This is a genomic window from Paenibacillus sp. P5_B5 (assembly GCF_056400365.1).
The window spans coordinates 244,116-269,699 of sequence record NZ_JBFULK010000001.1; the positions used below are offsets into that span (position 1 = coordinate 244,116).

Genomic DNA, 25,584 nt, shown 5'->3' on the forward strand with positions numbered 1-25,584 from the left:
AGTGAATGGTCATGAAAGTTAGATTGAAATGGAAGTTCATCGTTCCTCTTATGGTCATGATTGGCTTGGTTGGCTGCGGATTTTCGGTTTATTGGCAATATGAGCCCTCACGACATTTTGATGAAAAAGAGATTCCTGTGCTAGTTATGCCGAATGTCTCTCCTTCACAAGAGAATGATTCATTGCTAGAAAAGAAGGCTGTTGAACCCAGCAATCCAATGCCAACTTCCGATGTGATAGAGCCTATAGGAGATCCAACATTTAATGTTCTGATACTTGGCATGGATGCGAGAGAAGATGAACTTTCTCGTTCTGATGTTATATTCGTCGCGCATGTGAATCCGATCAAAAAGCAAGTTAATCTGATATCTATTCCACGGGATACACGAGTAAACATCCCAGGGATAGGCTATACCAAGGTGAATCATTCGCATATTCTAGGTGAAGGCACAGGTGGAAATCATGGTGGGACGCAATCAGTTATGCAAGTGATCAGCGACTTTCTTAATATTAAGATTAACTACTATGTTAAAACAAATTTCGAAGGTTTTGAACGTTTTATTAATACGATAGATGGAATTGATGTGGAACTAGAAGATGAGGTTAGCCTAACCTATACGGATCACAAGACAATTGGTCCTGGAAGAGTGCATCTGAACGGTGAGACAGCGCTAATGTTTGTTAGAGAGCGAAAATCGCTTACTGACGGCGATTTCGGCAGGCAAAAAAATCAAGCCTTGATACTCAAGGCTTTGGCTAAAAAGCTATTACAAGTGAATTATATGAAGCAAATGCCATCGTTAATTGAGCAAGTCAAAGAAGATGTGTTGGATACAAACTTTACCGATGGGGATTTAATCAGCTTGGCTTGGATGATGTCTGATATGAATAGCGATCAAATGGAATACAGATCTATTCCAGGACACAGCGAAAGGTTAATGGATCCGTTAGTACGAATGGAGCTTTATTATTGGATTCCGGATTTAGTAGAAGTTAAATCAATTGCAGAAAGTTTTTTTAGTGACTGATACGCCTCTATATAAATATTAATACTGGAGGGAAGGTCTAATGTAATGATGGAGCGAAATTATGCGATTGATTATATTAAATTTTTTGCAATATTAATTGTAGTATGTGTCCATACTGGATTCTTGAAGGGGTTTAATATTACCAATCTGTTTGATCTACACTTTTTTATAAACACTTTTTCAAGATTTACAGTTCCGTTTTTCTTTGTCATATCTGGATTTTTGATTGGACAAAAAACGTATAATCTAGTTAATAAAAAGAATTATTTCAAGAAATATTTATGGAAGACAAGCAAATTATTTATAACTTGGACTCTTTTCTTTTTTATTTATGATATTTTCACTCGATTATGTTATTTTCTTATTAAGGGAGAAAGCGGTAAATTTTATAATTATTTAGAGACTTTTTTTAGATTAGATACCTTGTATTATGGACCTCCGGCTACCTCTCATCAGTTGTGGTACTTGACATCCTTAATATGGTCTGTTGTCATTCTATTTATTTTTATAAAACTTAAAAAATTAAACTACTTGTTAGTTGGAAGTTTGTTGTTAAACATAGTGGGGATTTTCGGTCAATCCTACTCTGTAATTCTGACAATACCTCTTGAAACAAGGGACGCTTTATTCTACGGTTTATTCTATACTACGCTAGGGTACTTCATAGCTACACAATTTGACTGGATTAAGTCAAATTTACTTAAACTAAATAATAAGATATATCTATTCCTTTTTTTTGTTTTTTCAATTACTCAAATAGCGGAGAGAGGCATACTAATGAAGTATTATGGATTAGGCACTGGTGAAAATTATTATTTTTCGACAATTCCTTTGATCATATGTTTAATACTCTTTGTATTAACGAGTAAAAACCTGGGCAAAAACTCCTTTTTTTCAAAAATCGGTAGTACATCTGTTGGAATCTATGTTCTACATACTTTTTTTATCAGCTTAGTTGTTAATTCATTAGAATTGTTTGGACTTAATTATTTATTTGACAGACTTTTATTTCAGCTGCTATATACTCCTAGTGTATTCGTTATTTCTTATGTAAGTTATAGAAGCTTACAAGTAATAAAAAGGAAAATTATAATCCTTATCCAAAATTATAAAGGAATTCCTACTCAATCCGAATTGTTAAAAATGGGGCAGTCCCGAAAGTAATTTGGATATTCTGCTTTCAGGACAACACTTATTCTTTGATCAACATTTGATATTTTATAAATAGGTGATTTGAGACCCGACATTCTTGTATAAATTATTTGAATTAGTTGCTTTATTTCTTCCGACTGTTGCTGTGCATTTTTCAAGAATGACACGGTACATGGTTGAATTGTTAAAAGTATTATCGGTTATCGAAGCTGTGCCTTTATAAATATAGATAGCTCCATTATTATTGAAAGTATTATTCTTTATTGATGTATTGATGCTTGACTTTACATCAATACATTGCTCAGTAGTCAACGTAAATTGGTTATTCTCAATTATCATGTTTGACTGATTGCTTGATCCATCGGCTTCGATCCCCTTAGACCAACCATTCAAAGAGTTTTCAGTTACTATTAAGCCATCTGACTTATTGATAGCCAATACAGCAGATTTGGGTGACAGCTTGCCTTTTACATATTTGATAATGTTATTACTGATAGTTGTTTGATTACATCCGGATGAAACATAAATACTGCAAACTTCCCCAGCTATTGTATTTTTTGTGATGGTGCAGTTCTGTGCATTCCACATATATAGTCCTGTACCTGCTTGCCCAGAAATGCCTGCAATCGGTTTGTCTGAACCACTTGTCGTCGTATCAATGGTATTACCCACAACTGTAATGGCACTGCAAACAGAACCTGATGCAGGGAATAACTCAAGCATTTTCATCGTATTGTTTTGAATCGTAACATCACGTGCAGTCGAAATACGCATGTGATTGATTTCGCAATTATAAACTAGCATTCCACGCAAACTCCACAACAGTGATTCCTGAAAATGCGAATCTTTGACTACAATATCCGCTAGTTCAGCGTCGTTCTTAGATGCTGCGTCTAATTCATTAAAAGTACAGTTAATTACTGTGACTCTTTTAACAAGTGGCTTCTCAGGTTCGATATCAAGCGCTCCGGTTCCCATGCAATCAGTTATCAATACATCATAAGCATGTACAACGGCAATATCTTGACGTCCTATTGTCTTAAAACTACAAGAAGTGATATTTACAAATTGAGGGACGATTTTAAGGTCTCCATCCTCAGTTGTACGTATCCCATCTCCACAGATATTTTGAAAATTAACACGAGTGATGGTTAAATTTTTGCTTCCACCTTCAACATCTATTCCATGCATCTGGACATCTTTGAGCTTAATCATATCAGCAGACCCATCAATTGTCATATCAGAGATTATGACGTCCTCTGCTAGTACATTTCCACCCGTAATAAGAACCATATCCCATACCTTGGAGGTTACAGGTAGTTTTAATATCGTTCCTGCTCCTTCGCCAACTAAACTAATTTTGGATTTAATAACCACATTCTTAATAATAAAGATACCAACTGGTACTCTAACCTCTCCACCGTTAGTTAAGCTATTAATCGCCTTCTGGAAAGCTGAACTACTATCCGTTTTTCCATCGCCTTTAGCTCCAAAGGTGATCACATTTACAGAAGATGGGCTCACGTACGATTCCCCCTAAAGTTATTTATCTTACGTTTTTATACCTTGTTTCAATTTAATATATTCAGAGTTTTAGATTTATCATCTTGCATAAGTCTATTTAATCAGAAAGAAATTATAAGTAGGAAATAGAAAAAGTAGACAACTTAAAAGTGCATATCTATCATGTAAAGCAGTGAAAGAATTGTCCTAAAATATTGAATTTATACCAATATTATCTTGACAATACGTAAAAAGTATCATAGATTATTCCTGTAACGATACAAAACGTATCTAAAATTCTTATTTTGATACATTTAGTAAACGACATAATTAAGGKAATATGGGGGAAATCGATAATGTCTAAATTTCTTGTGACTGGTGGAGCGGGATTTATCGGATCTAACTTGGTTGAGGCGTTATTAATGAATCAGCATGAGGTTACAATACTTGATAATTTGTCAACTGGTAAAATTTCTAATATCCAGCCTTATATCAAGGATATTCATTTTATTAAAGGTGATATACAAAATCCAGAAACATGTTTTCGCGCGGTTAGGGGTATAGATTATGTATTACATCAAGCCGCGATAGGGTCTGTTCCCCAATCCATTAAAGATCCCATTCATACACATCAAAACAATGTGAATGGTACGTTAAATATACTAGTGGCTGCAAGAGATGAAGGTGTAAAAAAAGTTGTGCTTGCTGCATCCTGTGCAGCGTACGGAAATACAGAGCAGATGCCCTTGAAAGAGTCGGAGCTGCCTTTGCTTGTTTCGCCATATGCTGCTTCCAAATTGGCAATGGAATCGTATGCGTCAGTTTTTCATAGTGTTTATGGATTACAGACGATATGTTTACGTTATTTTAATGTTTTTGGACCTAAGCAGGATCCAAATTCGCAATATGCTGCAGTCATTCCTAAGTTTATTTCCAAGCTACTTAACCATGAGTCTCCAGAAATATATGGCGATGGAGAACAAACACGAGATTTTACATACATTGATAATGTTGTTCAAGCGAATCTCAAAGCTTGCTATGCAGGAGCAGAGTCCAGCGGTAAAGTGTTTAATATTGCATGCAGTGAACAAGTGTCGTTAAACCAGTTGTTTAATAAATTGTGTCGGTTGTTAGGTGAGAATGTAAATCCCATTTATATAGAAGCTAAAAATGGTGATATACGACATAGCTTGGCGGACATTCAGCTAGCCCAAACTTATTTGGACTATCAACCTCAAATTAATTTTGAGCAAGGTTTGAAAAAAGTACTAGAATGGTATCTTTATCTTAATAAAACTCAAGTTTCTGCCATTAACTCTCACGCTTTGCATTCGTTCTAGGTTATGATCCGTCGGACCAAACTTATCATCGTTGCAGTTTGCTGCTGTCTTATCTTGGTTGCAAGTCTTTTCTATTATTATTCATTACGAGATCAATCCATTATGAAGTCGCTCGATATCGTTAATGTTGCTAGCTTTGGTGCCAGTGGTAATGGTGCCACTAACAGTAGTACCGCATTTCAGAACGCAATAAACAGCTTGCCAAACGGTGGAGAAATCCGAGTACCTGCTGGTACTTATATCGTCCGAGATATTGTCATAAAATCAGGGATTCATCTTATTGGTGAAGGAGCGGCAACTGTGTTAAAGCTGCCTTCTGATAGTAAGGTATGGAGTATGGTTCTCATCACTGGAGGAGATGTACCAGCTAAAAATGTTGTTATTTCTGATCTAACAATCGATGGATCAGCTGATATGATAGGTCTGCGTGATGTTCAAATGCATGGCATTGATGTACAAGGCGGTAGCAAAGAAGTCTTGATCAAGCGTGTTCATTTTCAGAATATGTGTGGGGATGGCATCCGGATCACGGAGGATGGACAATTAAAAATTGTTCCACAGTATGTGAACATTGAAGCATCTACATTTGAGTCCATTGGTCGTCAGGATATTGCGGTTGTTCATGGCTACGATGTTAAGATCACAGATAGTACAGGAACCGGTTCGCTTGATATCGAGCCAGAGAAACCCCTAGTCAAGCGAGTTACGGTTATAAACTGCACATTTACTAGACTGGATGCAGCTTCTTCGAACAGATCGGCAGGAATTATTGTCAGGAACTCACGCTTTCAAGATGCTTTATTGTGGAATCTTAGTGGTATACATATTGAAAGTTCAGAATTCGGTCAAATGCGTATTTCAAGTGCTCGAGATGTAACAATACACAATAATAGAATGAAGATGCTTGAGATTTTTCCACCATCGGGTAAGAAGAGCACTGACATAACGATTACAGACAATATTATCGAGAATATTGCGAAAGATACAAACAGTCCGGTTGCAGGATTCTCCGATCATTTAGGTGTGGGAATCTATATGTGGAATGCACAGGATTCTATCATTTCAAACAATATCATTCGTGCCGAAGTAATAGGTATATATATATCATCAGGCTGCAATCAAATTTCCATCAAAGATAATACCATTGAGCTTGTAGAAGGTAATCTCCCCTCGGAGTACGGCTTATTTTCCATCCAAAATTCTAATGGTGTGACGGTCTCAAAAAACACATTTATCGGTTGGCAAAAGGGTGTTTTGGTTAACGATTCCAGACTTCAAACGAACAAAATGATCGGGAATAACTTATTTCGAGAGATTCAATAATACCGTAACACGGGTGAGTTACTACCTTGCTATTTAAATAGCAAAATGATAATATGCAGTCAACGAATTAAATTCATACGGGTGGTATTGCCCCCTTATGAATTAATTCTGCATTACTAATTTCATACAATCCTTCGGGGCAGGGTGAAATTCCCGACCGACGGTGATGCCTAGAAAGTATTTTTTACTTTCTATGTTATAAAGAACGAATCAATTAACTTTATGACAGTGGAAACAACACTCTAAAAATCAGGGTTGTTTTTTTCTAAGCTAAGTCCGTGACCTGTGGAGAACGCGAGATTTTTGTATTCTCCATGGCTGATCTGGTGCAAGACCAGAACCGACAGTATAGTCTGGATGGGAGAAGGAGAGCTGCATAGACGGAAAGCAACTTTTAATTTAAGTTGTTCTTTTATTCACATGCTCATAAAGTAACAAAGGTGGTTTTATTTGTCATACCTATAAGGTCATGACAAGTTAAATCTACTCATCTTCATGATGTTATTTTGTGATTCATGGTCGCCTCATTGCACTTGACATTTTCTCAAAGCCCCGTTCCTATATGGACGGGGTTTATTTGTGTTCAACGAAACAGATGGGAAAGCTGCTTCTTGATGATCAGGAGGTGTGATGAATGGAGTTACTCAGCGATACGTACTATATGCGACTTGCGCTAGATTTGGCTAAGAGCGCTACGGGGCAAACAGGGATCAATCCTGTCGTTGGGTGCGTGTTAGTGAAGGATGGCCGAATTATTGGTATGGGTGCCCATCTACAAAGAGGGGAAGCACATGCAGAGGTGAATGCATTACATATGGCAGGAAATAAAGCAGAAGGATGTATAGCCTATGTCACGCTTGAGCCATGTTCACATTACGGTAAGACACCACCTTGTAGCGATAGACTTATCAATCAGAAAGTCAAACGAGTTGTCGTTGGAGCACTAGATCCTAACCCTTTAGTAGCAGGTTCAGGAATAAAGAAGCTGCTTGATGCAGGGATTCAAGTTGATGTAGGCATTCTGGAGGAAGAAGCCATAGCGATGAACGAGGTATTTAACAAGTTTATCGTTACAGGTATGCCATGGGTAACACTAAAGCTTGCTTCGACACTGGATGGTCATATCGCTTCCAAAACAGGTGATTCCAAGTGGATCACCGGAGAAGCTTCGCGCGCCTATGTCCACATGCTGAGGCATCAGCATGTAGGCATTATGGCTGGCGCAGAAACTGTGCTCGCTGACGATCCGCAGCTGAGCACAAGGCTATCCGTACCGGCTCTGCAACCGGTACGGATCATCGTAGACGGCGCGCTGCGCGTCCCGCCGTCAGCTCGCGCGCTGCAAGGCACGGCCCAGCAGCGCACCATCGTGCTGACGACCACAGGATCGTCAGCCACGTGCCGCGCCGAGCTTGAAGCGCTCGGCGTTGAGGTGCTAACGTGCGGCGATGGCCCGCACGTAGATCTACCGCTTGCCCTCAGCGAGCTGGGCAAGCGAGACATCGCCTCCATTCTGCTAGAAGGAGGCGGAGGTCTTGCAGGCGCCATGCTCGAGCGGCGCCTGATTGACAAGATGGCGCTGTTCTACGCGCCTAAGATTATTGGGGGCGGCTCGAGCGCCCCGTCGAACTTCGCTTTTGAAGGTTTTGAACGAATGTCTGATGCGATTGAACTGGATCGCTTGCGTGTTGAGCAATTTGGCAGCGATATTTGCCTAATTGGTTATCCTAGATATAAGGCTGCTTTAGATTAACCTTTAGATTATCCATAATCTATGGCAACGTAAACGGCTGGGTTTTTGCACGATATTGGCCAATACTACGCTTTTCTATTTCATTGAAAGGAGGTGTCAGATGTTCACAGGTATTATTGAAGAAGTAGGCACAATGAATCGCGTAAGTAGAAGTGGTCAGGCGATGCTGCTTACCATTTCAGCACGAACGATTCTGAACGATGTAAAGCTAGGTGACTCCATAGCTGTTAACGGGGTCTGCCTAACCGTAACTGCTTTTGAGACAACTACATTTACAGTCGATGTCATGCCCGAGACGTATCGCAAAACGAATTTAAGTGAGCTAAGAGCTGGGATGCCTGTTAACTTGGAGCGAGCAATGTTAGCTGGTGGGCGATTTGGAGGACATATCGTACAAGGGCATGTGGATTGCACTGCAAAGCTAAAATCTCGTATGGTTGAAGAGAATGCAGTTGTGTTCCATTTCAAGCCCGAGCACACCGATCACATGAAATATATGATGCGTGGTGGTTCGATAACAGTGGATGGAATTTCACTTACAATTGTAGATGTATTAGATGAAGAGTTCATTGTATCCATAATTCCTCACACTCTTGCTGAAACTGTTCTTCATTTTAAGAAGCCAGGAGATACAATAAATGTTGAGTGCGATATTCTTGGGAAATATATTGAAAGACTGCTATTTGGGCAGTTGAACGGAATAGGAAATCCCAGGAACAGTAGTAAAACTGCAGAGAGTGGACGCATGAGTTCATTAACAGAAAGCTTCTTAGTCGATAATGGATTTATGTAAATTGGTCTGTGCAGCTATTGATAGGACCATATGCGTTGCATAGCGATCGTAAGGACAATCCGTCCACGCAGCTTACTCAACAAGATATCCACATCACCTATAGGAGGGGTTTATCAAGATGAAAGAGAAATTCGATTCAATAGAAGATGCCATTTATGATCTAATGTTAGGTAAGGTTGTTATCGTTGTAGATGATGAGGATCGTGAGAACGAAGGGGATTTTATTGCGCTTGCGGAGAAAGCGACTCCAGAGGTCATTAACTTTATGATCAGAGAGGGTCGTGGTCTTGTATGCTTGCCAATAACTGAGGAGCGTGCACAGGAACTAGACTTAGCACCTATGGTTGCTCGTAATACGGATAATCATCAAACGGCATTTACGGTTTCAATTGACCATGTAGAAACAACGACAGGTATTTCGGCTTTTGAACGTTCACATACGATTCAATCGATTACTTCATCTAGGGCGAAGTCATCACACTACCGCCGGCCAGGGCATATATTCCCGCTCATTGCTAAGAAGGGTGGCGTGCTACGCCGAGCTGGTCATACTGAAGCTGCAGTTGATTTAGCAAGAATGTGTGGGTCATATCCTGCGGGTGTTATTTGCGAAGTGATCAAAGAGGATGGTACAATGGCACGCGTACCTGATTTGATGAAAATTGCGGATAAGCATGAGCTGAAGATCATTACCATTCAAGCCTTAATTCAGTATCGTAACCTCAAGGAAAACTTGGTGCAGCGCGAAGCCGAAATTAAGCTTCCAACTGATTTTGGTGAATTTAAAGCGAGCGTATACTCGAACCGAGTGGATAAACAAGAACACATCGCGCTTGTGAAGGGTACGATTGATCCGAATATACCCACTCTTGTCCGTGTACATTCAGAATGTTTAACTGGAGATGTATTTCATTCCCATCGATGTGACTGTGGTCCGCAGCTTGAAGCAGCACTGCAACAGATCGAAGAAGAAGGCTGTGGAATTCTCTTATATATGAGACAAGAAGGCCGAGGGATTGGCTTAATTAATAAATTGAAAGCTTATGTATTGCAAGAGCAGGGATTAGATACAGTTGAAGCGAATTTAAAACTTGGGTTTGCTCCCGATCTACGCAATTACGGAATCGGGGCACAAATTCTCAAAGACCTTGGTGTACGTAAAATACGATTGTTAACGAATAACCCTCGCAAAATCAAAGGGCTTGAAGGCTATGGACTCGAAGTAGTTGAACGGGTTCCTATCCAAATGCAAGAGAATGATAATAATGAACGTTACTTGCGCACCAAAAAAAGCAAGCTTGGACATATGCTTCAATTTGAGGATTAATGTTTTAACAAAAACATGTCTAATATACCCTATCATTGTAACAAGAACTATCATTCTCAACAAAAGACAGCAGAAGGAGTGTTTCGATTATGCCAAAAATGTATGAAGGTCATTTAGTATCAAGTGGATTAAAATATGGAATCGTTGCTGGTCGGTTTAACGAATTTATTACAGGTAAGCTATTATCAGGAGCGCTTGATGCACTTAAACGTCATGGCGTGCAAGATGATGAAGTGGAAGTAGCTTGGGTACCAGGAGCATTCGAAATTCCATTCATTGCGAATAAGATGGCCACAAGCAATAAATATGATGCTGTTATTACCCTAGGAGCGGTTATTCGTGGGTCTACACCACATTTTGAATATGTATCGAATGAAGTTACTAAAGGAGTGGCTGCTATTTCTTTACAATCGGGTGTACCTACCATTTTCGGAGTATTGACTGTTGATTCGATTGAGCAAGCGATCGAACGTGCTGGTACTAAAGCTGGTAATAAGGGCTGGGAAGCTGCAACAACAGCGATTGAGATGGCTAACCTAAGCAAACAATTCTCATCATAATGATAGAAATCGCATCTTATTTACAATTAGATACGTTACTGTACAGAGTGCTCGCATTTCTACTGGCGTCCACTCTGTATAACAGCGTGTCCGCGTACACAACAAGCCTGCTAGGTGATCGAACAGCTCGTGAACAAGGGAGATTGTCTTTCAATCCTGCTGTACATATCACTCCTTTGGGGCTGGCAATGGTCTTGTTCGGTCCTTATGGCTTTACTAAATCAATGCCGATAGATCCGCGGAGATTCAAGAAATCTTCGCGATTAAGTTCAGTTATTGTTTGGCTTGCTCCAGCACTAGCGAATTTACTGATAGGTGTGTTGTTCTGGTTTATTCATCGCATGATCCTGACGAGTGGTATCGATGTCTCTACGATGGGGCAGTTCTGGTCTCAATTCGTGCAATTTAGTATGATTGTGAACTTAATGTATGCTTTCCTTCACTTGATTCCGCTATACCCACTAGGGGGATGGTATGCACTTCGCTCTTTCTTAGGCCTTGAACCTTATAACTCTATTAATCGTGCGAATGAGAATGCCGCTGGGCAGGAGAAATCAGGTATAGGTCGGCGTTTTTCTCTATGGGAAATAATCGGTTTATGCTTCGTGATTTTTCTTATGGTGGTTCCACTTGGACGTTGGCTCCTAGGCCAAATTTATGTTATTCTAGAACGATGGATATCGATTATAGTTGGAATTTAATTTTCAAGAAAATAGGAGGGGGGGACTTCAATGAAAGTACAATATAAGCTAGATGTATTTGAAGGACCCCTTGATCTATTGCTTCATCTTATTGATAAATCTGAGGTTGATATCTACAATATTCCGATAAAAGAAATTACGGATCAATACCTAGAATATGTACAAGCTATGCACGAGCTTGAGCTTGATGTAGCAAGTGAATTTCTTGTTATGGCGGCCACTCTGCTCTCTATCAAAAGTAAAATGCTATTACCTAAACCTCCTGTTATTGAGATTGAAGAAGGTTTATATGATGAAGAACTCGATCCTCGGATGGAGCTTGTTCAGAAGTTGCTCGAGTATCGAAAATACAAGTCTATTGCAGATGTTCTTCGAGAAAAAGAGGTTGAACGTAGCCTAGTTTTCACAAGAGAACCTGAGGATTTAGCTCCTTTCTTACCTCGTAAGCAAGAGAATCCTGTTCAAGGACTGGATGTTAATGATTTATTACTTGCTTTTCAACGATCACTTCGAAGATTGACGAGGCGAACTAGCGTTGCTAGAATTCGTCGCGATGAGATATCTGTTAAGGATAGGATGACTGAAATTATAGCGAAGCTAGAAGAAAGTAGTAAGCTGCTTTTTTCCAAGCTATTTGATTATGAGTTAACACGGGAAGAGATTGTTGTTACTTTCTTAGCCTTGTTAGAGTTAATGAAACGGAATGTCGTTATATGTTATCAATTCCAGACATTTGACGAAATCGTAATTATGACGCGAGGGGAGGGATACGCGGTTGAAATTACGGGAAATGAAGTCAGCTATTGAAGGGATGTTATTCGTTAGCGGAGATGAAGGCCTCGATGCCAAAGCCATTGCAGAGGTACTTGAGATTGATGTACATTTGGCATCAGAGCTCGTTCTAGATCTCAAAAAGGAGTTATTGCAAGGTCGTCGAGGGGTTCAAATTGTTGAAGTCGCAGGAGCCTATCAATTGACGACATTACCAGCACATGCCCCTATTTTTGAGAAGCTTGCCCATTCTCCTACTAGGTCTACATTGTCTCAAGCAGCTCTAGAGACATTATCAATTATTGCGTACAAGCAGCCACTAACTCGGATTGACATTGAAGAAATACGCGGAGTAAAGTCTGAACGTGCTTTGCAGACACTAGTGGGTAAAGATCTGATTAAGGAAATTGGTCGTGCTGAAGCGGTTGGTAGACCGATTCTGTATGGTACATCCAAGCAATTTCTTGAATATTTTGGTCTCAAATCATTAGCTGAACTGCCTGATTCTGCTGTGATTGAAGGTCAAATTGATCTTGAAGAAGAGACAAGGATGTTATTTGAGAAATTGGATAATCAGCAAATGACATTTGAAGATGTGGTAAGTAAGGTATGATCCTATAAAAAGCTTGTTATACTAACTCTGATGGAAGAAAAACCTTCCAATCGGAGTTTTTTTGTTGGTACGCCACTTTAGGTTCACCGGAGGTTAGTTATGACGTTATTTTTATGGTGCTTCTTACTGCTTGTTTGTGTATTATTTGCTCTAACCTGGACATTTATCGAAACTAAAATGGTTGCAAAGCGAGATGGTAAAGATGATCAAGTAATGGTCGAATTTAAAGCTCTATGGGGGATTATTAAAATTCGAATTGATATCCCTACGCTAAAATTGGCTAATTGGGGTAAGGGAGTCATTTTTAAGAAAGAACAAATTAATGAGAATGCGAATGAAGAAACGCAAGCATCATCGAATCAGGTGAACAAAAGAGTTATTAAGAATTATTTAAATAAATTTAAACAGTTGCAAATGAATACAATTCAATTGGGTAGCTGGATCAAGCAAACTCTTGGAAGAATTGAGTGTACTTCTTTTCGGTGGAATACAAGAATTGGTCTTAATGACGCACCTGTAACCGCTAGTATGGTTGGCATTGCCTATGCATTGAAATCGATGCTTGTTGGTTACGGGATTCATTTTGTGCAAATGAAAGGAAATATTCCACAGATGTCTGTCATGCCTCAATACAATACTTGGGATTTCTCTACTGAAATTCAATTTACGTGTAGAGTAAGGATTATTCATTTATTGTCCGCTTTGATAGGCTTACTCATCCGAATTATGAAGGTACCTAAAGGCTTTCAAGTTTGGAAAAGCGTCTTACTTAAGAAAATGTAAATTGAATGGACCTTAAGACTCCATACATAAATGGATTGAAATGAGGACAAACTAATTAACAAAGTGAATAAATGTTCTTACTTAGAGGAGGTTTAAACTATGTCATTGTCCGAGCATCCGATTCAAGGCTTGATGAAGACAGCAATGGAAAATATTAAAGGCATGATAGATGTGAATACAATTGTCGGTGATCCAGTTGAAACACCCGATGGTTCCGTTATTATGCCTATTTCTAAAATTGGTGTTGGATTTGCAGCAGGTGGTAGTGAATTTACAGTGACGGGGAATCCGGGTTCCAAAGAGGGACAAGGGGATTCTTATCCGTTCGGTGGCGGTAGTGGTGGCGGATTAAGTATTACACCTATTGCTTTCTTAGTAGTTGGAAGTCAGGGCGTTAATCTGCTTTCAATGGACCGCAGTGCACATGTAGTTGAAAAATTGATTGAATTAATTCCGACTTTAGTTGAGAATATTCAATCGTCGATAACTCAAGGTAACAACAGCTCAAACTGTACGTCTAATAATTCCCTACAATAAATGGATTAAGGTTACTAACATACATACCCCCAAATCTATCCAGGATCATTCTGGAAGAGCTTGGGGGTATGTTTGGTTTAACTTTATGGTAAGAAAATGAGGTATCGGAAGTATAAGTATCCATAAGCAAGAGCTAATGAAACAAGTGTAATCGGTGCCCCGACCTTGAGGAACTCCCAATAGGAGAAGCCTTTACCTTCTTTTGCGGCCATTCCTGCTACAATCACGTTAGCTGAAGCGCCAAGAATAGTACCGTTACCACCTAGGCAAGCTCCCATTGCAAGTGCCCACCATAGTGTGTTGATCTCCACTGAATCGACAGCTAAGTTCATTCCTTCAGCCATATCTTTAATCATTGGAATCATGGTTGCAACGAAAGGGATATTATCAATGGTTGCAGAAGCGAAACCAGATACCCATAGAATTAGGGTTGCTGCCATACTGATATCACCATTGGTAATATCGAGCATTTTACCCGCTAAACTTTTGATAATACCTACCTCTTGTAAGCCCCCAACTAAAGCGAATAACCCACCGAAGAAGAAGATCGTTGTCCACTCAACTGAGCCGAGGGATTCTTCGATGTCATGCTCTGTTTTAAGACCAATTAGCATCAGTAATGTAGCTCCGAATAAAGCAATCACTGCAGCTTCAACATGAATGACGGAGTGAAGCATAAATCCTACAAGCGTTAAACCTAGAACAATTAATGATTTAACCATAAGTGTGCGATTCTTGATGTAATCTCTCTCATCCAGCTTCATTAACTCTGCTTGCTTAGCTGGATCTGGCTTAAGCTGTTTACGATAAATGAGATACAATAAGTACGTGGTGACACCCATAATAATAACTGCTATCGGGGCTAGATTTGTTAGGAATGCATTAAATGTTAAGTGTGGGTTTGCAGAACCAATCATAATATTCGGCGGGTCACCGATTAAGGTTGCAGTTCCACCAATATTTGAAGCGATAATCTCGGAAATTAAGAACGGTACTGGATTTACACCGAGAATACGTGTAATCGAGAATGTAACAGGTACAACTAGCAGCACGGTTGTAACATTATCCAGTAATGCGGAACCAAGTGCAGTCATTAATGATAGCAAAACGAGGATTTTCAGCGGATGTCCTTTACTGAACTTTGCTGCACGAATGGCGACAAATTGGAACACCCCTGTTTTATTCGTAATTCCGACTAGAATCATCATTCCAATTAGTAATACAATCGTATTCCATTCGATGTATTTGGTATACACAGTATGTATATCCAGGATACCCAGTATAACCATCAAGCCGGCACCACATAAAGCGATTACAGCGCGGTTAATTTTCTCTGAAATGATAATCGCGTAGGTTACTAAAAAAATGATCAGTGCAACCCATGTTTGATCCATATACTCCATCTCCTTCATTTGGGAAAGCCAAAAAAATGCAAAAAGAAGCCTTGGTGTGCAGGCTCCTCCGTATATTTCCCAATATTCACTTGAAATAGTATTATAGCTAAATTTCTCAATTCTGTAAATATAGGAAATGAAAAAAAGTTGAAGTTAATTCTATGATACAAGCATATACATGAGATAGACAACCCTTTGATTGGAGTGGATACAGGATATGTTACGCAGATTGAGATATGGATGTTTCCTGCTTATGTGTGTCTGTTTATTAGCAATGCCTTCGCAGTTGTGGGCTGCAGAGGTTGGAGTTCGGATTCAGGCTCAAGGCGCAGCTCTGGTTGACGTCGCTTCTGGGCGTATTTTGTATAGCAAACAAGGGGATAAGCCTATGCGAATTGCCTCTCTCACCAAAATTATGACCGCGATCGTGGCTATAGAGAATGGCAAACTTAGCGATGAAGTGAAGGTGAATAAGCAAGCAGCGGGTAAAGAAGGATCTTCTTTATATCTTAGACTAGGTGAAACGATGAGCCTCAATCATATGTTATATGGTCTCATGCTTCGATCTGGTAATGATGGAGCTACCGCGATAGCTGAGCATGTTGGTGGCAGTGTGGAAGGCTTTGTCTATCTCATGAATACGAAAGCTAGTTTAATCGGTATGGAACACACTCTTTTTTCCAATCCAACTGGCCTTGACGAGGGTGCTGGAAATACAGCGTCTGCCAATGATATGGCCAAGCTTACGGCATATGCCCTGCAGAACCCAACTTTTCGGGAGATTGTAAGAACGAAAGTGAAGCGTGTACCAAATCCGAATGAAACATGGGATTATGTGTGGACGAACAAGAATAAAATGCTCTCTTTGTATGAGGGAGCTGATGGTGTCAAGACGGGATACACCAAGCTAGCTAAACGTTGCTTAATCTCATCAGCTACTAGAGGCAATCAGCAGCTTGCAGTTGTTACCTTAAATGATTCAGATGATTGGATTGATCATACCAAATTGCTTAATTACGGATTCGAGTCATTCCCTTTACAAATGGTTATGCAGCAAGGTGATCAAGTTGGTGAACAGGATTTAATTGCCGGACAATCATTTCTTTATCCACTAACACCTGAAGAGAAATCTCATTTAGTCGAACAAGTTGTTGTAAATTATGATGATTCTACAGATTATCGGCTTGGGATAAGAGGAGAACTTGAATTTCAATTAAAGGGACGAACAATTGGTTCGATTCCACTTTATGCTAAGGACACAACTAAACAAGCCTTAACACAGTCGCAGTCATGGGGTCAAAGGCTAATACATGCTCTTAATCAGTCCTTGGACTCTATGTTTACATTAAATTGATTGTTTCATGAAAGGAGGAGCAATTTATGGTGAATTTGATTTGGTTATTTTTTATCGCGGTAGGGTTCATTGTTGCAGGGGTTCAAGGGAATATTGATGCAGCAACCCAAGCGATGTTCAAAGGTGCAGAAAGCGGAGTGACAGTTTGCTTTGGATTAATATCGATACTCGTCTTTTGGCTTGGGATTATGCGGATCGCTGAAGATGCGGGGATTCTTCGTAAGATTGCTAGACTGATTAGACCGCTTATCCGTTTCTTATTCCCATCAGTGCCGAAGGATCACCCTGCTATTGGCTACATCATGACGAATATGAGTGCTAATATCTTAGGTCTCGGGAATGCAGCAACACCGATGGGAATTCGGGCGATGCAGGAATTACAGAAGCTTAATCCTAATAAAGATTCGCCGACCGCTGCTATGTGTACCCTACTTGCACTAAATACTTCATCCGTTACTTTAGTACCGACTACTCTTATTGCCATCCGCATGACATATGGCTCAATGAATCCGGCAGAAATTGTTGGAACAACTTTAATGGCAACAATGATTTCAACTACCGTAGCCATTGTGGTTGATCGATGGTACCGAGGTAGAGAGAAACATCCACCTCTACCTGTTTCGAAAGGATGATGCTTGGTGTATGCAATTATATCGTTAATCTCAGCTTGGGCAATACCGATTATGGTTGTTTCGATTCCTTTATACGCAGCATATCGTAAAGTACCCGTGTACGAGTCGTTCGTAGAAGGGGCTAAAGATGGGTTTGATACTGCCATTCGAATAATTCCACATCTCGTTGGTATGATGGTCGCAATATCTGTATTTCGTGCTTCTGGTGCGATGGAGCTGCTCACCGGATGGCTGAGGCCTATGTTAGAGAGCATCGGTGTCCCTACAGAAATATTGCCATTAGGTATTTTGCGACCCATAAGTGGGGCGGGATCGCTTGCTTTTACAACTGACTTGATTCAGCAGTTTGGCCCTGATTCCATGATTGGGCGTATCGCCGCAACTATTCAAGGTAGTACAGATACAACGTTGTATGTAATTACAGTCTATTTTGGTGCAGTTGGCATTCGCAAGGCAAAATATGCACTCAAAGTAGGACTCATATCTGATTTTGTTGGTTTTGTTGCTTCCATTATTATCTGTTTTCTTGTCTTTATGTGATCTTTCGTCTAATCTAATTTAGCTCTAATCTCATATACTGCTACAGACAACCAAGAAGAGGTGAACTGTATGCAGTATACGCGAATTATTGTCCATCATTCAGCATGTCCTTCGATAAATGGAAGAGGATATGATTATATGATCATGCAAGAAGGATCCGTTATAGCTTCAACTGAGCCATTTGAAGCTGGCAGCTTGCATATATGCTTAGAAGGGGATTTTAACTCCCTAAATACGAGTTTGAACGATAATCGCGAGCAGTTGTTTATTTTTCAAAAACTGCTCCTGCGATTATTTCGTGTTTTCGAATTAACGATTAATGATGTCTTTGCACACTCAGATACTTGTCCAGGCGAACATTTTCCTTGGAATGAACTTGTGATTTCATCTACAGATGGTTATCATTGAGTTTGAGCTTGTACAAAATATTGAGGAGAATCAACAATGGAACGATTACAGAAAGTCATGGCAGCAGCCGGCGTCGCATCACGTAGAAAATGTGAAGAAATTATTGTGGCAGGTAGGGTGCAAGTGAATGAAGAGACAGTTACAACGCTTGGCGTGAAGGTCGATCCTAATACGGATGTTATTACCGTTGATGGTCGCTCAATCGGAAGCGAGAAGAAAATATATATTATTTTCAATAAACCTAAGGGTGTAATTACATCTGCTAATGATCCGGAAGGACGCAGAGTAGTGACAAGCTACTTGAAAGGAATTACAGAGCGGGTATATCCAGTAGGACGCCTTGATTACGATACAGAGGGCTTATTACTTCTTACGAATGATGGAGAATTTGCTCATTTACTAACGCATCCGAAGCACCATGTACCTAAGACATATCATGCAACCGTAAAGGGTGTTCCCCATGGTTCTGTCTTGGACAAGCTTCGTGAGGGCGTATTGCTTGATGATGGTATTACCTCTCCGGCAGATGTCGAATATGTAGACGTAGATCTAGAGGGTAAGCAGTCTATTATTTCGATCACAATTCATGAAGGCCGTAACCGTCAAGTAAGACGAATGTTTGAAGCAGTTTCTTATCCAGTCCAAAAACTTAAACGTGTTAAATTCGGCGCTTTATTGTTAAATGGGCTACCGCGGGGTAAATTTAGACTGTTATCGCCTAAGGAAGTTAAAGAATTACAGGATGAAGCTGTTCGCTAAGCTATTCGATAATTATTCTAAGGACACATAAATTTCAAAAGTTGTTTAGAGATATGTCAGGAAACTTCGTTATAATCGAGATAAAGCTACTTGTGTAAAGGGGTTTTATCATGGGCAAACATAAAAGGTTAGTACAAATTATTTTATTCATCGTGATATTAATCATAGGTGCTTTTACGGTAATAACAAACCTGTCAACCAAAGAACCAGAAATTCCTAAGGTTGGTTCTAATGCGCCTGAGTTTACCTTGCTTGGGTTAGATGGGAACAAAGCGAGTTTCTCTGACATTTCTCGAGACAAAGTAATCATGCTTAATTTCTGGGGGACATTCTGTACCTATTGCAAAGATGAGATGCCTGCAATCCAGCGACAATTTGATAAATGGCAATCAGAGAATGTAGTGGTTTACGGCATCAATGAGGATAGTAGCCGGATCACTGCTCAGCGTTTTGTAGAACAATATAAGATTCGCTTTCCTTCTCTTCATGATGATAAGGAAGTGGTCCGCAAAATGTACGGCGTTAGGGAATATCCGACGACCGTATTTATTGGCGCGGATGGAATTATTAAAGAAATTTTTATTGGTGAAATGAAAGAGCAGTATATTGAACAGACGCTTTCACGGATCGTTAATGAGAGGTAGGAAGGTGCAGGATGATAGAGAATACCAAATGTGAGTGTGGGCATCAGAATCCTGTCGGTACAGTATTGTGTGAATACTGTGGTAAACCGCTGTTTGACGATGAAGATAGTACGGCCTTACTTGAAATGCGATACGATGGGATCGCCCGTCGTTCTCAGAAGCAAGATCCGAATCTAATTGATAGAGTGTGGCGTTTCTTCTCTTCAGTAAAAATCGCCGTTTATATTATTATTTTCACGCTAATCGGAGCTGGACTTGGTACAATATTACCTCAGGAAAGCATTCTAGTGAATATAGATCCCAAACAATACTATAGTGAGACTTATGGTATGTTTGGATCCATTTATTATTTCACTGGCTTATCACATACATTTAGTTCTTGGTGGTTTATGACGTTACTGTTCATGATTGGTGTTTCACTAGTCATATGTTCATTAGATCGTGTATTACCACTTTATCGCGCTTTATCGAGGCAAAATATTCGAAAGCATCTTAGTTTTCTTCTAAGACAGAAAGTTTCATATACTGGGAATGTTCCGAACAATATGACGGATGAAGAGTGGACAGAGGCGATCGGAAAAGCACTTGGAAAGAAGCATTACCGGATTCACCGTGATGGAACTGCACTTCTTGCTGAGAAAAACCGTTTTTCACGTTGGGGGCCTTATGTTCTACATATCGGATTAATTCTTTTCTTATTAGGAACCTTGGCTAGATCAATTCCAGGTTGGCATATGGATCAATATGTGAGCATCATGGAAGGCAGCATCGTCCAAGTACCAAATACGAATTATTATATTGAAAATAAAGATTTTACAATAGAAGTTTATGATGAGAATGAAGTTAGTGTTGAGTTCCGCGCTAAGGGTAAGACGATGCCTAAACAGTACGAAACCAAAGCCGTCCTCTACGAGTGTACTGCACAGTGTAATGAGCCAGGTGCAACACCCGTCTTGAAAGAGGTAACTAAACATGATATTCGAGTGAATGATGCACTATCCTATAAAGGATTTCAAGCATATCAGTACAATTATGAACCGACGCTTCAACTTGTTACTGTGAAGCCGAAGCTTGTTGATAAAGCGACTGGCAATGAGATTGGTACATTTGAATTACCGATGCTAAATCCACCTGAACAAATTAAAGTAGGCGATTATACGATCTTTTTAAGAGATTATTATCCTGATTTTGGATTGAATTCACAAGGGGTACCGACAACGCTTTCTAATGTTCCTAATGCTCCTGCTTTCATTTTCTTAATCAAAGGTCCTAATCTTAAGCCAGAGGGAGAGATATATTTATACTTTCCTAAACAAATCGATAAGGTCAAATTCAGGCAAGATGATATAAACGGTGCAATGTCTAGTAAAATCGAGCTTGTTGTTGATTCTATGGAAGATGTAAAGTTCGCAGAATATACAACCATATTAAATATACGAGTAGATTCAGCAATGCCGATTATTTGGACTGGTTCTGCAATTGCGATGATTGGACTAATTATGGGCTTCTATTGGCAACATAGAAGAGTTTGGCTGCGAGTTGATGAACGGATTATTTCACTCGGTGCCTATACGAATAAGAATTGGTTTGGTTTCCGTAGAGAAATCGCAGATGCTTTAAACAAATCTATGGATCAATCTGAAGAGATAATTACAGTAAAATCGCTAGATAATGGAGGCCATAAGTCGTGAGTTTAAATTCACTCAGTTCATCAGCTTTATTAATTGCATTTTTTGTTTATTTAATTGGGTTCATTATTTTCGTTCTAGCGATATTAGGTAAAAGGTGGAATCGCGATAGTACTGATGAGTCTGCCGCAAGACATATGAAACGATTTGGTTGGGTGGGTTATTTTACAGCAGTTATCGGGTTTATATGTCAGATCGTTTATTTCATTACACGCTGGATAGAATCGGGACATATTCCAACTAGCAATCTGTTTGAATTCTTAACATTTTTTGGAATGATGGTCATATTAGCCTTTCTTGTAGTATATTTAATTTACAGAACACCTGTATTTGGTATTTTTGCAATGCCAGTCGGATTTATTATCATTGCCTATGCTTCTGTATTCCCTGCTGATATTCAGCCACTTGTTCCATCACTCAAAAGTTACTGGCTCAGCATTCACGTTACGACGGCTGCACTTGGAGAAGCATTTTTTGCAGTTGGGTTTGCAGCAGGTTTAATGTATTTGATTCGTATGGTTAACTTCACGGGAACGTCCAAGAATGATCGCCGTGAACGCTTTGGTGTTGAGTTCTCATTATTTACGATTGTTGCATTAGTCTCATTTATCGTATTGATTTTCTCTTTTAACGCAGCAGGTTATAATGCTACATTTACAACGGAGAAGATGGTTAGTGGCAAAGCACAACTTGAAGAAAGTGTTTATGTATTACCACCTATCGTTTCACCTAGTAACTCGCAAGTAGTAGAAATGGATTCATTTCTAGGGATGAAAGAACCTTTGTTCGAATCCCCTTCTTGGTTAAAAGGTGCTTCTGCTGCTAGAAAGCTCAATACAGTTATTTGGTCAGCATTTGTAGGTTTATTGGTATACGGTCTATTGAGATTAATTACTCGTAAACCGCTTGGGGCAGCAATCGCTCCAATTGTGAAGGGTGTAGATCCTGAAGATCTAGATGAAATTTCGTATCGAGGGATTGCAATCGGCTATCCTATTTTTACACTAGGCGCTCTAATTTTCGCTATGATATGGGCCCAGGAAGCATGGGGACGATTCTGGGGATGGGATCCCAAAGAAGTATGGGCACTCATCACGTGGTTGTTCTATGCGGTATTATTACATCTTCGTCTCTCAAGAGGCTGGGTTGGTAAGAAATCAGCATGGCTAGCGGTTATTGGCTTCTTAGTTGTTATGTTTACATTGATAGGTGTGAATCTAGTCATTGCTGGCTTACATTCCTATGCAGGAGTTTAATGAAATGAAATAGAAGTTAATTCAAGGAATCCACCCGTCTTAAGAGACGGGAAATATGGTTACTTCTTGTCGATCGATACAGGAAAGGATTGTGTTTTCTATGGAAATGAAGTCTAGTATTCTAGTTGTTGACGATGAGGAAAGAATTCGCCGCCTTCTAAGAATGTATCTAGAAAAAGAGGGCTACGAAATTGATGAAGCTGAAGATGGTGAAAGTGCACTAGAGAAAGCATCTCAGACGAATTATGATCTTGTTTTACTGGATGTTATGCTTCCAGGGATCGATGGTGTGGAAGTATGTGCAAAGCTAAGACAAGTTAAATCTACGCCTGTTATTATGTTAACAGCTAAGGGCGAAGAAACGAATCGTGTTCAGGGCTTTGAAGCGGGTGCAGACGATTATGTAGTGAAACCTTTCTCACCACGTGAAGTGATTTATCGGGTTAAGGCTATTCTACGTCGTTCTTCAGCAACTGCTTTCTTATCTAAAGATACGTATTCGAGTAACAATATTGTTTTCCCACATCTCGTTATTGAGCATGACGCGCACAGGGTTTCAGCAGATGGACAAGAAGTTGCACTTACTCCTAAAGAATATGAGCTGCTTCATTTCTTGGCTGTATCACCTGATAAGGTTTTCTCTCGTGAGGAATTGCTTAAAGACGTATGGAACTATGAGTTTTTTGGTGATTTAAGAACAGTGGATACACATGTTAAGCGTTTGCGTGAGAAGCTTAACAAAGTATCTGTTGATGCGGCAGCAATGATTACGACAGTTTGGGGCGTTGGCTACAAGCTAGAGGTGCCTAAATAAAGTGTTCATTTTCAAAAGCATTGTTGGTAAACTATGGATGACGATCATCGGGTTAGTAGCGGTTGTCATGATTTTGTTAGGTTCATTCATGATCCCTTATGTGGAGAATTATTTCTCGGAATCCAAGGATCAGGTGATTTCACTGACGAAGCTAGCTGAACGCGTCTCCACTTTGTCAACAACTAATACGAATGATGCAATGTTTAATCAGCTTACGAATGAATTACTTGGATTTCATGATGCCCATATGATTATTTTGACCAAACAATTATCAGAGTCGAATTATCCAAAAACGGATAAGAAACCAACTTTATATCGTGCAATAGATTTTTTCACGAATGCAGAGATTGAACAAGTTTTTGCAGGGCAAATAATCGATAATAGTACCATTATCCAGAAATCGAATAAAGTCAGTCCACATAACGAATATGCTGCTGTCGCTGTGCCTGTGAAATCTATCAATAATTTAGTTGAAGAAGTTGATAAGGTAGCCATTTTATATCAACCACTGAATTCACACAGTACGACTAGTTCTTATGTTATCCGAATGTTTGTATATGTAGCCTTATGTGGGTTATTGATGACGACAGTTTTTGCTTTTTTCCTATTCTATAAAATCACGCAACCATTACTACGTCTCAAGAAAGCAGCTGGTCTGATTTCGATGGGTGAATTAAGTATTCGTGTACCTATTGACTCGTCAGATGAAATCGGTGATTTAGCTATTACCTTTAATCGCATGGCTAGCGAATTGGAAGAGACGATCAACGCTCATAGTCATGAGAAAGAACATCTTGCATCCGTTCTACGTTCGATGACAGATGTTGTGATGACCTTTGATGCGGAGGGTAATATCATCCTTACGAATCCACAGGGTAATAAGATTTTGCGTGAATGGAGTAGTATTAGTAATTGGTCTGATCAGCCACAAGATGTGAATGCAGCAATCAGGAAGCATGAGTTTGAACAAATCCCTGAACCCTTACAACCTTTGTTTAAAGAAGTTTTAACGAATGCTACGGAAATTCAAAGCAATATTCATGTTCGAAGTGATGTATGGTCAGTTGTCATGACACCACTCTATGCAAGAGATGGTGTTCGTGGAGCGGTTGCCGTACTTCGGAATGTAACAGAAGAGTTTCGTCTAGATAAGCTTCGTAAAGATTTTGTGGCGAATGTATCTCACGAGCTTCGAACGCCTTTGTCAATGCTACAGGGCTATAGTGAAGCTTTGATCGATGATATCGCTGGCACGCCAGAGGAGCGCAAGGAACTAGTTCAGGTTATTTATGATGAGTCGCTTCGTATGGGAAGGCTCGTACGTGATTTACTTGATTTAGCGAGGATGGAAGCAGGGCATCTTCAGATGTACTATCGAGAGATGGATTTGAACAGCTTGCTCAAGCGTATTCAAAGAAAGTTCTCTGTATCATCCAAGGATCAAGGAATCTCGATTGAATGTCAGGTTTCTGAAGGAAAGCTAATGCTACATCATGCCGATGAAGATCGACTCGAGCAAGTACTAACCAATTTATTCGATAATGCGCTTCGCCATACTCATGCTGGTTCTAGTATTTACCTGAGAGCAAGCAAAGCTCATCTGGATGGAATGGATGGCGTACTCATTGAAATTAGTGATGAAGGTGATGGTATTCCCGCTGAGGATCTCCCATATGTCTTTGAACGCTTCTATAAAGCCGATAAAGCGCGTACACGGAAATCTACTGGTGGTGGTACTGGTCTCGGACTCGCAATTGTTAAAAATATCATCGAAGCACATAATGGTAACGTAGATGTGACTAGTACAGTTGGTGTAGGTACCAAGTTCACCATTTTCTTGCCGGAATATACGAATACTGATTAATGTCATACAATCAAGTGCGTAAGCTCGACAAAATAATAAAGGCGCGA

At 39.8% G+C, this 25,584-nt stretch carries 25 protein-coding genes and 1 riboswitch; of the genes, 23 read left to right on the forward strand and 2 right to left on the reverse strand.

The window, feature by feature from the left end; all coding sequences use genetic code 11:
- Positions 1-11 precede the first annotated feature (11 nt).
- Both AC1DOK_RS01235 and AC1DOK_RS01240 read left to right on the forward strand, forming a co-directional pair.
- Entirely contained in the window at positions 12-1,028 is a 1,017-nt protein-coding gene (locus AC1DOK_RS01235; RefSeq protein ID WP_477552401.1) for an LCP family protein, read from the forward strand.
- A 48-nt stretch (positions 1,029-1,076) separates the two neighbouring features.
- Positions 1,077-2,192 (forward strand): acyltransferase, encoded by a 1,116-nt coding sequence (locus tag AC1DOK_RS01240; protein ID WP_477552668.1) that lies wholly within the window; start codon positions 1,077-1,079, stop codon positions 2,190-2,192.
- Between the two features lie 54 nt (positions 2,193-2,246).
- On the opposite strand, the gene AC1DOK_RS01245 is transcribed toward AC1DOK_RS01240, so the two are convergent.
- Positions 2,247-3,704 carry a right-handed parallel beta-helix repeat-containing protein gene (locus tag AC1DOK_RS01245; protein ID WP_477552402.1) on the reverse strand — a complete coding sequence of 486 codons (1,458 nt, stop codon included), beginning with the start codon at positions 3,702-3,704 and terminating at the stop codon, positions 2,247-2,249.
- 335 nt (positions 3,705-4,039) lie between these two features.
- On the opposite strand from AC1DOK_RS01245, the gene AC1DOK_RS01250 reads away from it, so the two are divergent.
- The 11 genes from AC1DOK_RS01250 to ytfJ all read left to right on the forward strand — a co-directional run bounded on the left by AC1DOK_RS01250 (position 4,040) and on the right by ytfJ (position 14,184).
- The gene (locus AC1DOK_RS01250) at positions 4,040-5,023 is read left to right on the forward strand and encodes an SDR family oxidoreductase (protein WP_477552403.1); all 984 of its coding nucleotides are present in this window, start codon (positions 4,040-4,042) and stop codon (positions 5,021-5,023) included.
- A gap of 3 nt (positions 5,024-5,026) precedes the next feature.
- On the forward strand, positions 5,027-6,346 hold the full coding sequence (locus AC1DOK_RS01255; protein WP_477552404.1) for a right-handed parallel beta-helix repeat-containing protein: 1,320 nt from the start codon (positions 5,027-5,029) through the stop codon (positions 6,344-6,346).
- A 126-nt stretch (positions 6,347-6,472) separates the two neighbouring features.
- A riboswitch (FMN riboswitch) is annotated at positions 6,473-6,719 on the forward strand.
- 261 nt (positions 6,720-6,980) lie between these two features.
- Positions 6,981-8,099 (forward strand): bifunctional diaminohydroxyphosphoribosylaminopyrimidine deaminase/5-amino-6-(5-phosphoribosylamino)uracil reductase RibD, encoded by a 1,119-nt coding sequence (ribD, locus tag AC1DOK_RS01260; protein WP_477552405.1) that lies wholly within the window; start codon positions 6,981-6,983, stop codon positions 8,097-8,099.
- Between the two features lie 100 nt (positions 8,100-8,199).
- Positions 8,200-8,892, forward strand: coding sequence for a riboflavin synthase (ribE, locus tag AC1DOK_RS01265; protein WP_477552406.1), 693 nt, complete (start codon positions 8,200-8,202; stop codon positions 8,890-8,892).
- Positions 8,893-9,010: 118 nt separating this feature from the next.
- A complete protein-coding gene (locus AC1DOK_RS01270; RefSeq protein ID WP_477552407.1) occupies positions 9,011-10,219 on the forward strand; it encodes a bifunctional 3,4-dihydroxy-2-butanone-4-phosphate synthase/GTP cyclohydrolase II in 1,209 nt (402 codons plus the stop codon).
- Between the two features lie 89 nt (positions 10,220-10,308).
- Complete coding sequence (gene ribH, locus AC1DOK_RS01275) at positions 10,309-10,779, forward strand: 6,7-dimethyl-8-ribityllumazine synthase (RefSeq protein ID WP_477552408.1); 471 nt, start codon at positions 10,309-10,311, stop codon at positions 10,777-10,779.
- Entirely contained in the window at positions 10,779-11,480 is a 702-nt protein-coding gene (locus AC1DOK_RS01280) for a site-2 protease family protein (protein ID WP_477552409.1), read from the forward strand. Before ribH ends, AC1DOK_RS01280 begins: the two co-directional genes overlap by 1 nt.
- Before the next feature lie 30 nt (positions 11,481-11,510).
- The gene (locus AC1DOK_RS01285; protein WP_477552410.1) at positions 11,511-12,287 is read left to right on the forward strand and encodes a segregation and condensation protein A; all 777 of its coding nucleotides are present in this window, start codon (positions 11,511-11,513) and stop codon (positions 12,285-12,287) included.
- A complete protein-coding gene (gene scpB, locus AC1DOK_RS01290) occupies positions 12,256-12,864 on the forward strand; it encodes an SMC-Scp complex subunit ScpB (RefSeq protein ID WP_477552411.1) in 609 nt (202 codons plus the stop codon). Before AC1DOK_RS01285 ends, scpB begins: the two co-directional genes overlap by 32 nt.
- A 99-nt stretch (positions 12,865-12,963) precedes the next feature.
- Entirely contained in the window at positions 12,964-13,647 is a 684-nt protein-coding gene (locus AC1DOK_RS01295; protein WP_477552412.1) for a DUF2953 domain-containing protein, read from the forward strand.
- A gap of 105 nt (positions 13,648-13,752) precedes the next feature.
- Positions 13,753-14,184, forward strand: a complete 432-nt coding sequence (ytfJ, locus tag AC1DOK_RS01300) for a GerW family sporulation protein (protein ID WP_477552669.1) — start codon at positions 13,753-13,755, stop codon at positions 14,182-14,184.
- 83 nt (positions 14,185-14,267) lie between these two features.
- Here the strand turns inward: ytfJ and AC1DOK_RS01305 are convergent, their stop codons facing one another.
- Positions 14,268-15,596, reverse strand: coding sequence for an ArsB/NhaD family transporter (locus AC1DOK_RS01305; protein ID WP_477552413.1), 1,329 nt, complete (start codon positions 15,594-15,596; stop codon positions 14,268-14,270).
- Positions 15,597-15,852: 256 nt separating this feature from the next.
- Between AC1DOK_RS01305 and AC1DOK_RS01310 the strand changes: the two genes are divergently transcribed.
- The 10 genes from AC1DOK_RS01310 (at position 15,853) to AC1DOK_RS01355 (ending at position 25,537) form a co-directional block, all read left to right on the forward strand.
- The gene (locus tag AC1DOK_RS01310) at positions 15,853-16,932 is read left to right on the forward strand and encodes a D-alanyl-D-alanine carboxypeptidase family protein (protein ID WP_477552414.1); all 1,080 of its coding nucleotides are present in this window, start codon (positions 15,853-15,855) and stop codon (positions 16,930-16,932) included.
- Positions 16,933-16,958: 26 nt separating this feature from the next.
- Positions 16,959-17,564 carry a nucleoside recognition domain-containing protein gene (locus tag AC1DOK_RS01315; RefSeq protein ID WP_477552415.1) on the forward strand — a complete coding sequence of 202 codons (606 nt, stop codon included), beginning with the start codon at positions 16,959-16,961 and terminating at the stop codon, positions 17,562-17,564.
- 51 nt (positions 17,565-17,615) lie between these two features.
- The gene (locus AC1DOK_RS01320; RefSeq protein ID WP_477552670.1) at positions 17,616-18,104 is read left to right on the forward strand and encodes a spore maturation protein; all 489 of its coding nucleotides are present in this window, start codon (positions 17,616-17,618) and stop codon (positions 18,102-18,104) included.
- Positions 18,105-18,173: 69 nt separating this feature from the next.
- Positions 18,174-18,512, forward strand: a complete 339-nt coding sequence (locus tag AC1DOK_RS01325) for a hypothetical protein (protein ID WP_477552416.1) — start codon at positions 18,174-18,176, stop codon at positions 18,510-18,512.
- A 36-nt stretch (positions 18,513-18,548) separates the two neighbouring features.
- Positions 18,549-19,271, forward strand: a complete 723-nt coding sequence (locus AC1DOK_RS01330; RefSeq protein ID WP_477552417.1) for a pseudouridine synthase — start codon at positions 18,549-18,551, stop codon at positions 19,269-19,271.
- 110 nt (positions 19,272-19,381) lie between these two features.
- Positions 19,382-19,915 (forward strand): peroxiredoxin family protein, encoded by a 534-nt coding sequence (locus AC1DOK_RS01335; protein WP_477552418.1) that lies wholly within the window; start codon positions 19,382-19,384, stop codon positions 19,913-19,915.
- Positions 19,916-19,926: 11 nt separating this feature from the next.
- Complete coding sequence (gene resB, locus AC1DOK_RS01340) at positions 19,927-21,606, forward strand: cytochrome c biogenesis protein ResB (RefSeq protein WP_477552419.1); 1,680 nt, start codon at positions 19,927-19,929, stop codon at positions 21,604-21,606.
- Positions 21,603-22,859 (forward strand): cytochrome c biogenesis protein CcsA, encoded by a 1,257-nt coding sequence (gene ccsA, locus AC1DOK_RS01345; protein WP_477552420.1) that lies wholly within the window; start codon positions 21,603-21,605, stop codon positions 22,857-22,859. Before resB ends, ccsA begins: the two co-directional genes overlap by 4 nt.
- A 100-nt stretch (positions 22,860-22,959) precedes the next feature.
- Positions 22,960-23,673, forward strand: a complete 714-nt coding sequence (locus tag AC1DOK_RS01350; protein WP_477552421.1) for a response regulator transcription factor — start codon at positions 22,960-22,962, stop codon at positions 23,671-23,673.
- 1 nt (position 23,674) lies between these two features.
- On the forward strand, positions 23,675-25,537 hold the full coding sequence (locus AC1DOK_RS01355) for a HAMP domain-containing sensor histidine kinase (RefSeq protein ID WP_477552422.1): 1,863 nt from the start codon (positions 23,675-23,677) through the stop codon (positions 25,535-25,537).
- Positions 25,538-25,584: the final 47 nt, after the last annotated feature.

Bases quoted from the DNA above. Each gene is read 5' to 3' on its own strand.
- AC1DOK_RS01235 (WP_477552401.1), top strand. From the start codon at position 12: ATGAAAGTTAGATTGAAATGGAAGTTCATCGTTCCTCTTATGGTCATG.
- AC1DOK_RS01240 (WP_477552668.1), top strand. From the start codon at position 1,077: ATGGAGCGAAATTATGCGATTGATTATATTAAATTTTTTGCAATATTA.
- AC1DOK_RS01250 (WP_477552403.1), top strand. From the start codon at position 4,040: ATGTCTAAATTTCTTGTGACTGGTGGAGCGGGATTTATCGGATCTAAC.
- AC1DOK_RS01255 (WP_477552404.1), top strand. From the start codon at position 5,027: ATGATCCGTCGGACCAAACTTATCATCGTTGCAGTTTGCTGCTGTCTT.
- ribD (WP_477552405.1), top strand. From the start codon at position 6,981: ATGGAGTTACTCAGCGATACGTACTATATGCGACTTGCGCTAGATTTG.
- ribE (WP_477552406.1), top strand. From the start codon at position 8,200: ATGTTCACAGGTATTATTGAAGAAGTAGGCACAATGAATCGCGTAAGT.
- AC1DOK_RS01270 (WP_477552407.1), top strand. From the start codon at position 9,011: ATGAAAGAGAAATTCGATTCAATAGAAGATGCCATTTATGATCTAATG.
- ribH (WP_477552408.1), top strand. From the start codon at position 10,309: ATGCCAAAAATGTATGAAGGTCATTTAGTATCAAGTGGATTAAAATAT.
- AC1DOK_RS01280 (WP_477552409.1), top strand. From the start codon at position 10,779: ATGATAGAAATCGCATCTTATTTACAATTAGATACGTTACTGTACAGA.
- AC1DOK_RS01285 (WP_477552410.1), top strand. From the start codon at position 11,511: ATGAAAGTACAATATAAGCTAGATGTATTTGAAGGACCCCTTGATCTA.
- AC1DOK_RS01295 (WP_477552412.1), top strand. From the start codon at position 12,964: ATGACGTTATTTTTATGGTGCTTCTTACTGCTTGTTTGTGTATTATTT.
- AC1DOK_RS01305 (WP_477552413.1), bottom strand. From the start codon at position 15,596: ATGAAGGAGATGGAGTATATGGATCAAACATGGGTTGCACTGATCATT.
- AC1DOK_RS01310 (WP_477552414.1), top strand. From the start codon at position 15,853: ATGCCTTCGCAGTTGTGGGCTGCAGAGGTTGGAGTTCGGATTCAGGCT.
- AC1DOK_RS01315 (WP_477552415.1), top strand. From the start codon at position 16,959: ATGGTGAATTTGATTTGGTTATTTTTTATCGCGGTAGGGTTCATTGTT.
- AC1DOK_RS01320 (WP_477552670.1), top strand. From the start codon at position 17,616: ATGGTTGTTTCGATTCCTTTATACGCAGCATATCGTAAAGTACCCGTG.
- AC1DOK_RS01325 (WP_477552416.1), top strand. From the start codon at position 18,174: ATGCAGTATACGCGAATTATTGTCCATCATTCAGCATGTCCTTCGATA.
- AC1DOK_RS01330 (WP_477552417.1), top strand. From the start codon at position 18,549: ATGGAACGATTACAGAAAGTCATGGCAGCAGCCGGCGTCGCATCACGT.
- AC1DOK_RS01335 (WP_477552418.1), top strand. From the start codon at position 19,382: ATGGGCAAACATAAAAGGTTAGTACAAATTATTTTATTCATCGTGATA.
- resB (WP_477552419.1), top strand. From the start codon at position 19,927: ATGATAGAGAATACCAAATGTGAGTGTGGGCATCAGAATCCTGTCGGT.
- AC1DOK_RS01350 (WP_477552421.1), top strand. From the start codon at position 22,960: ATGGAAATGAAGTCTAGTATTCTAGTTGTTGACGATGAGGAAAGAATT.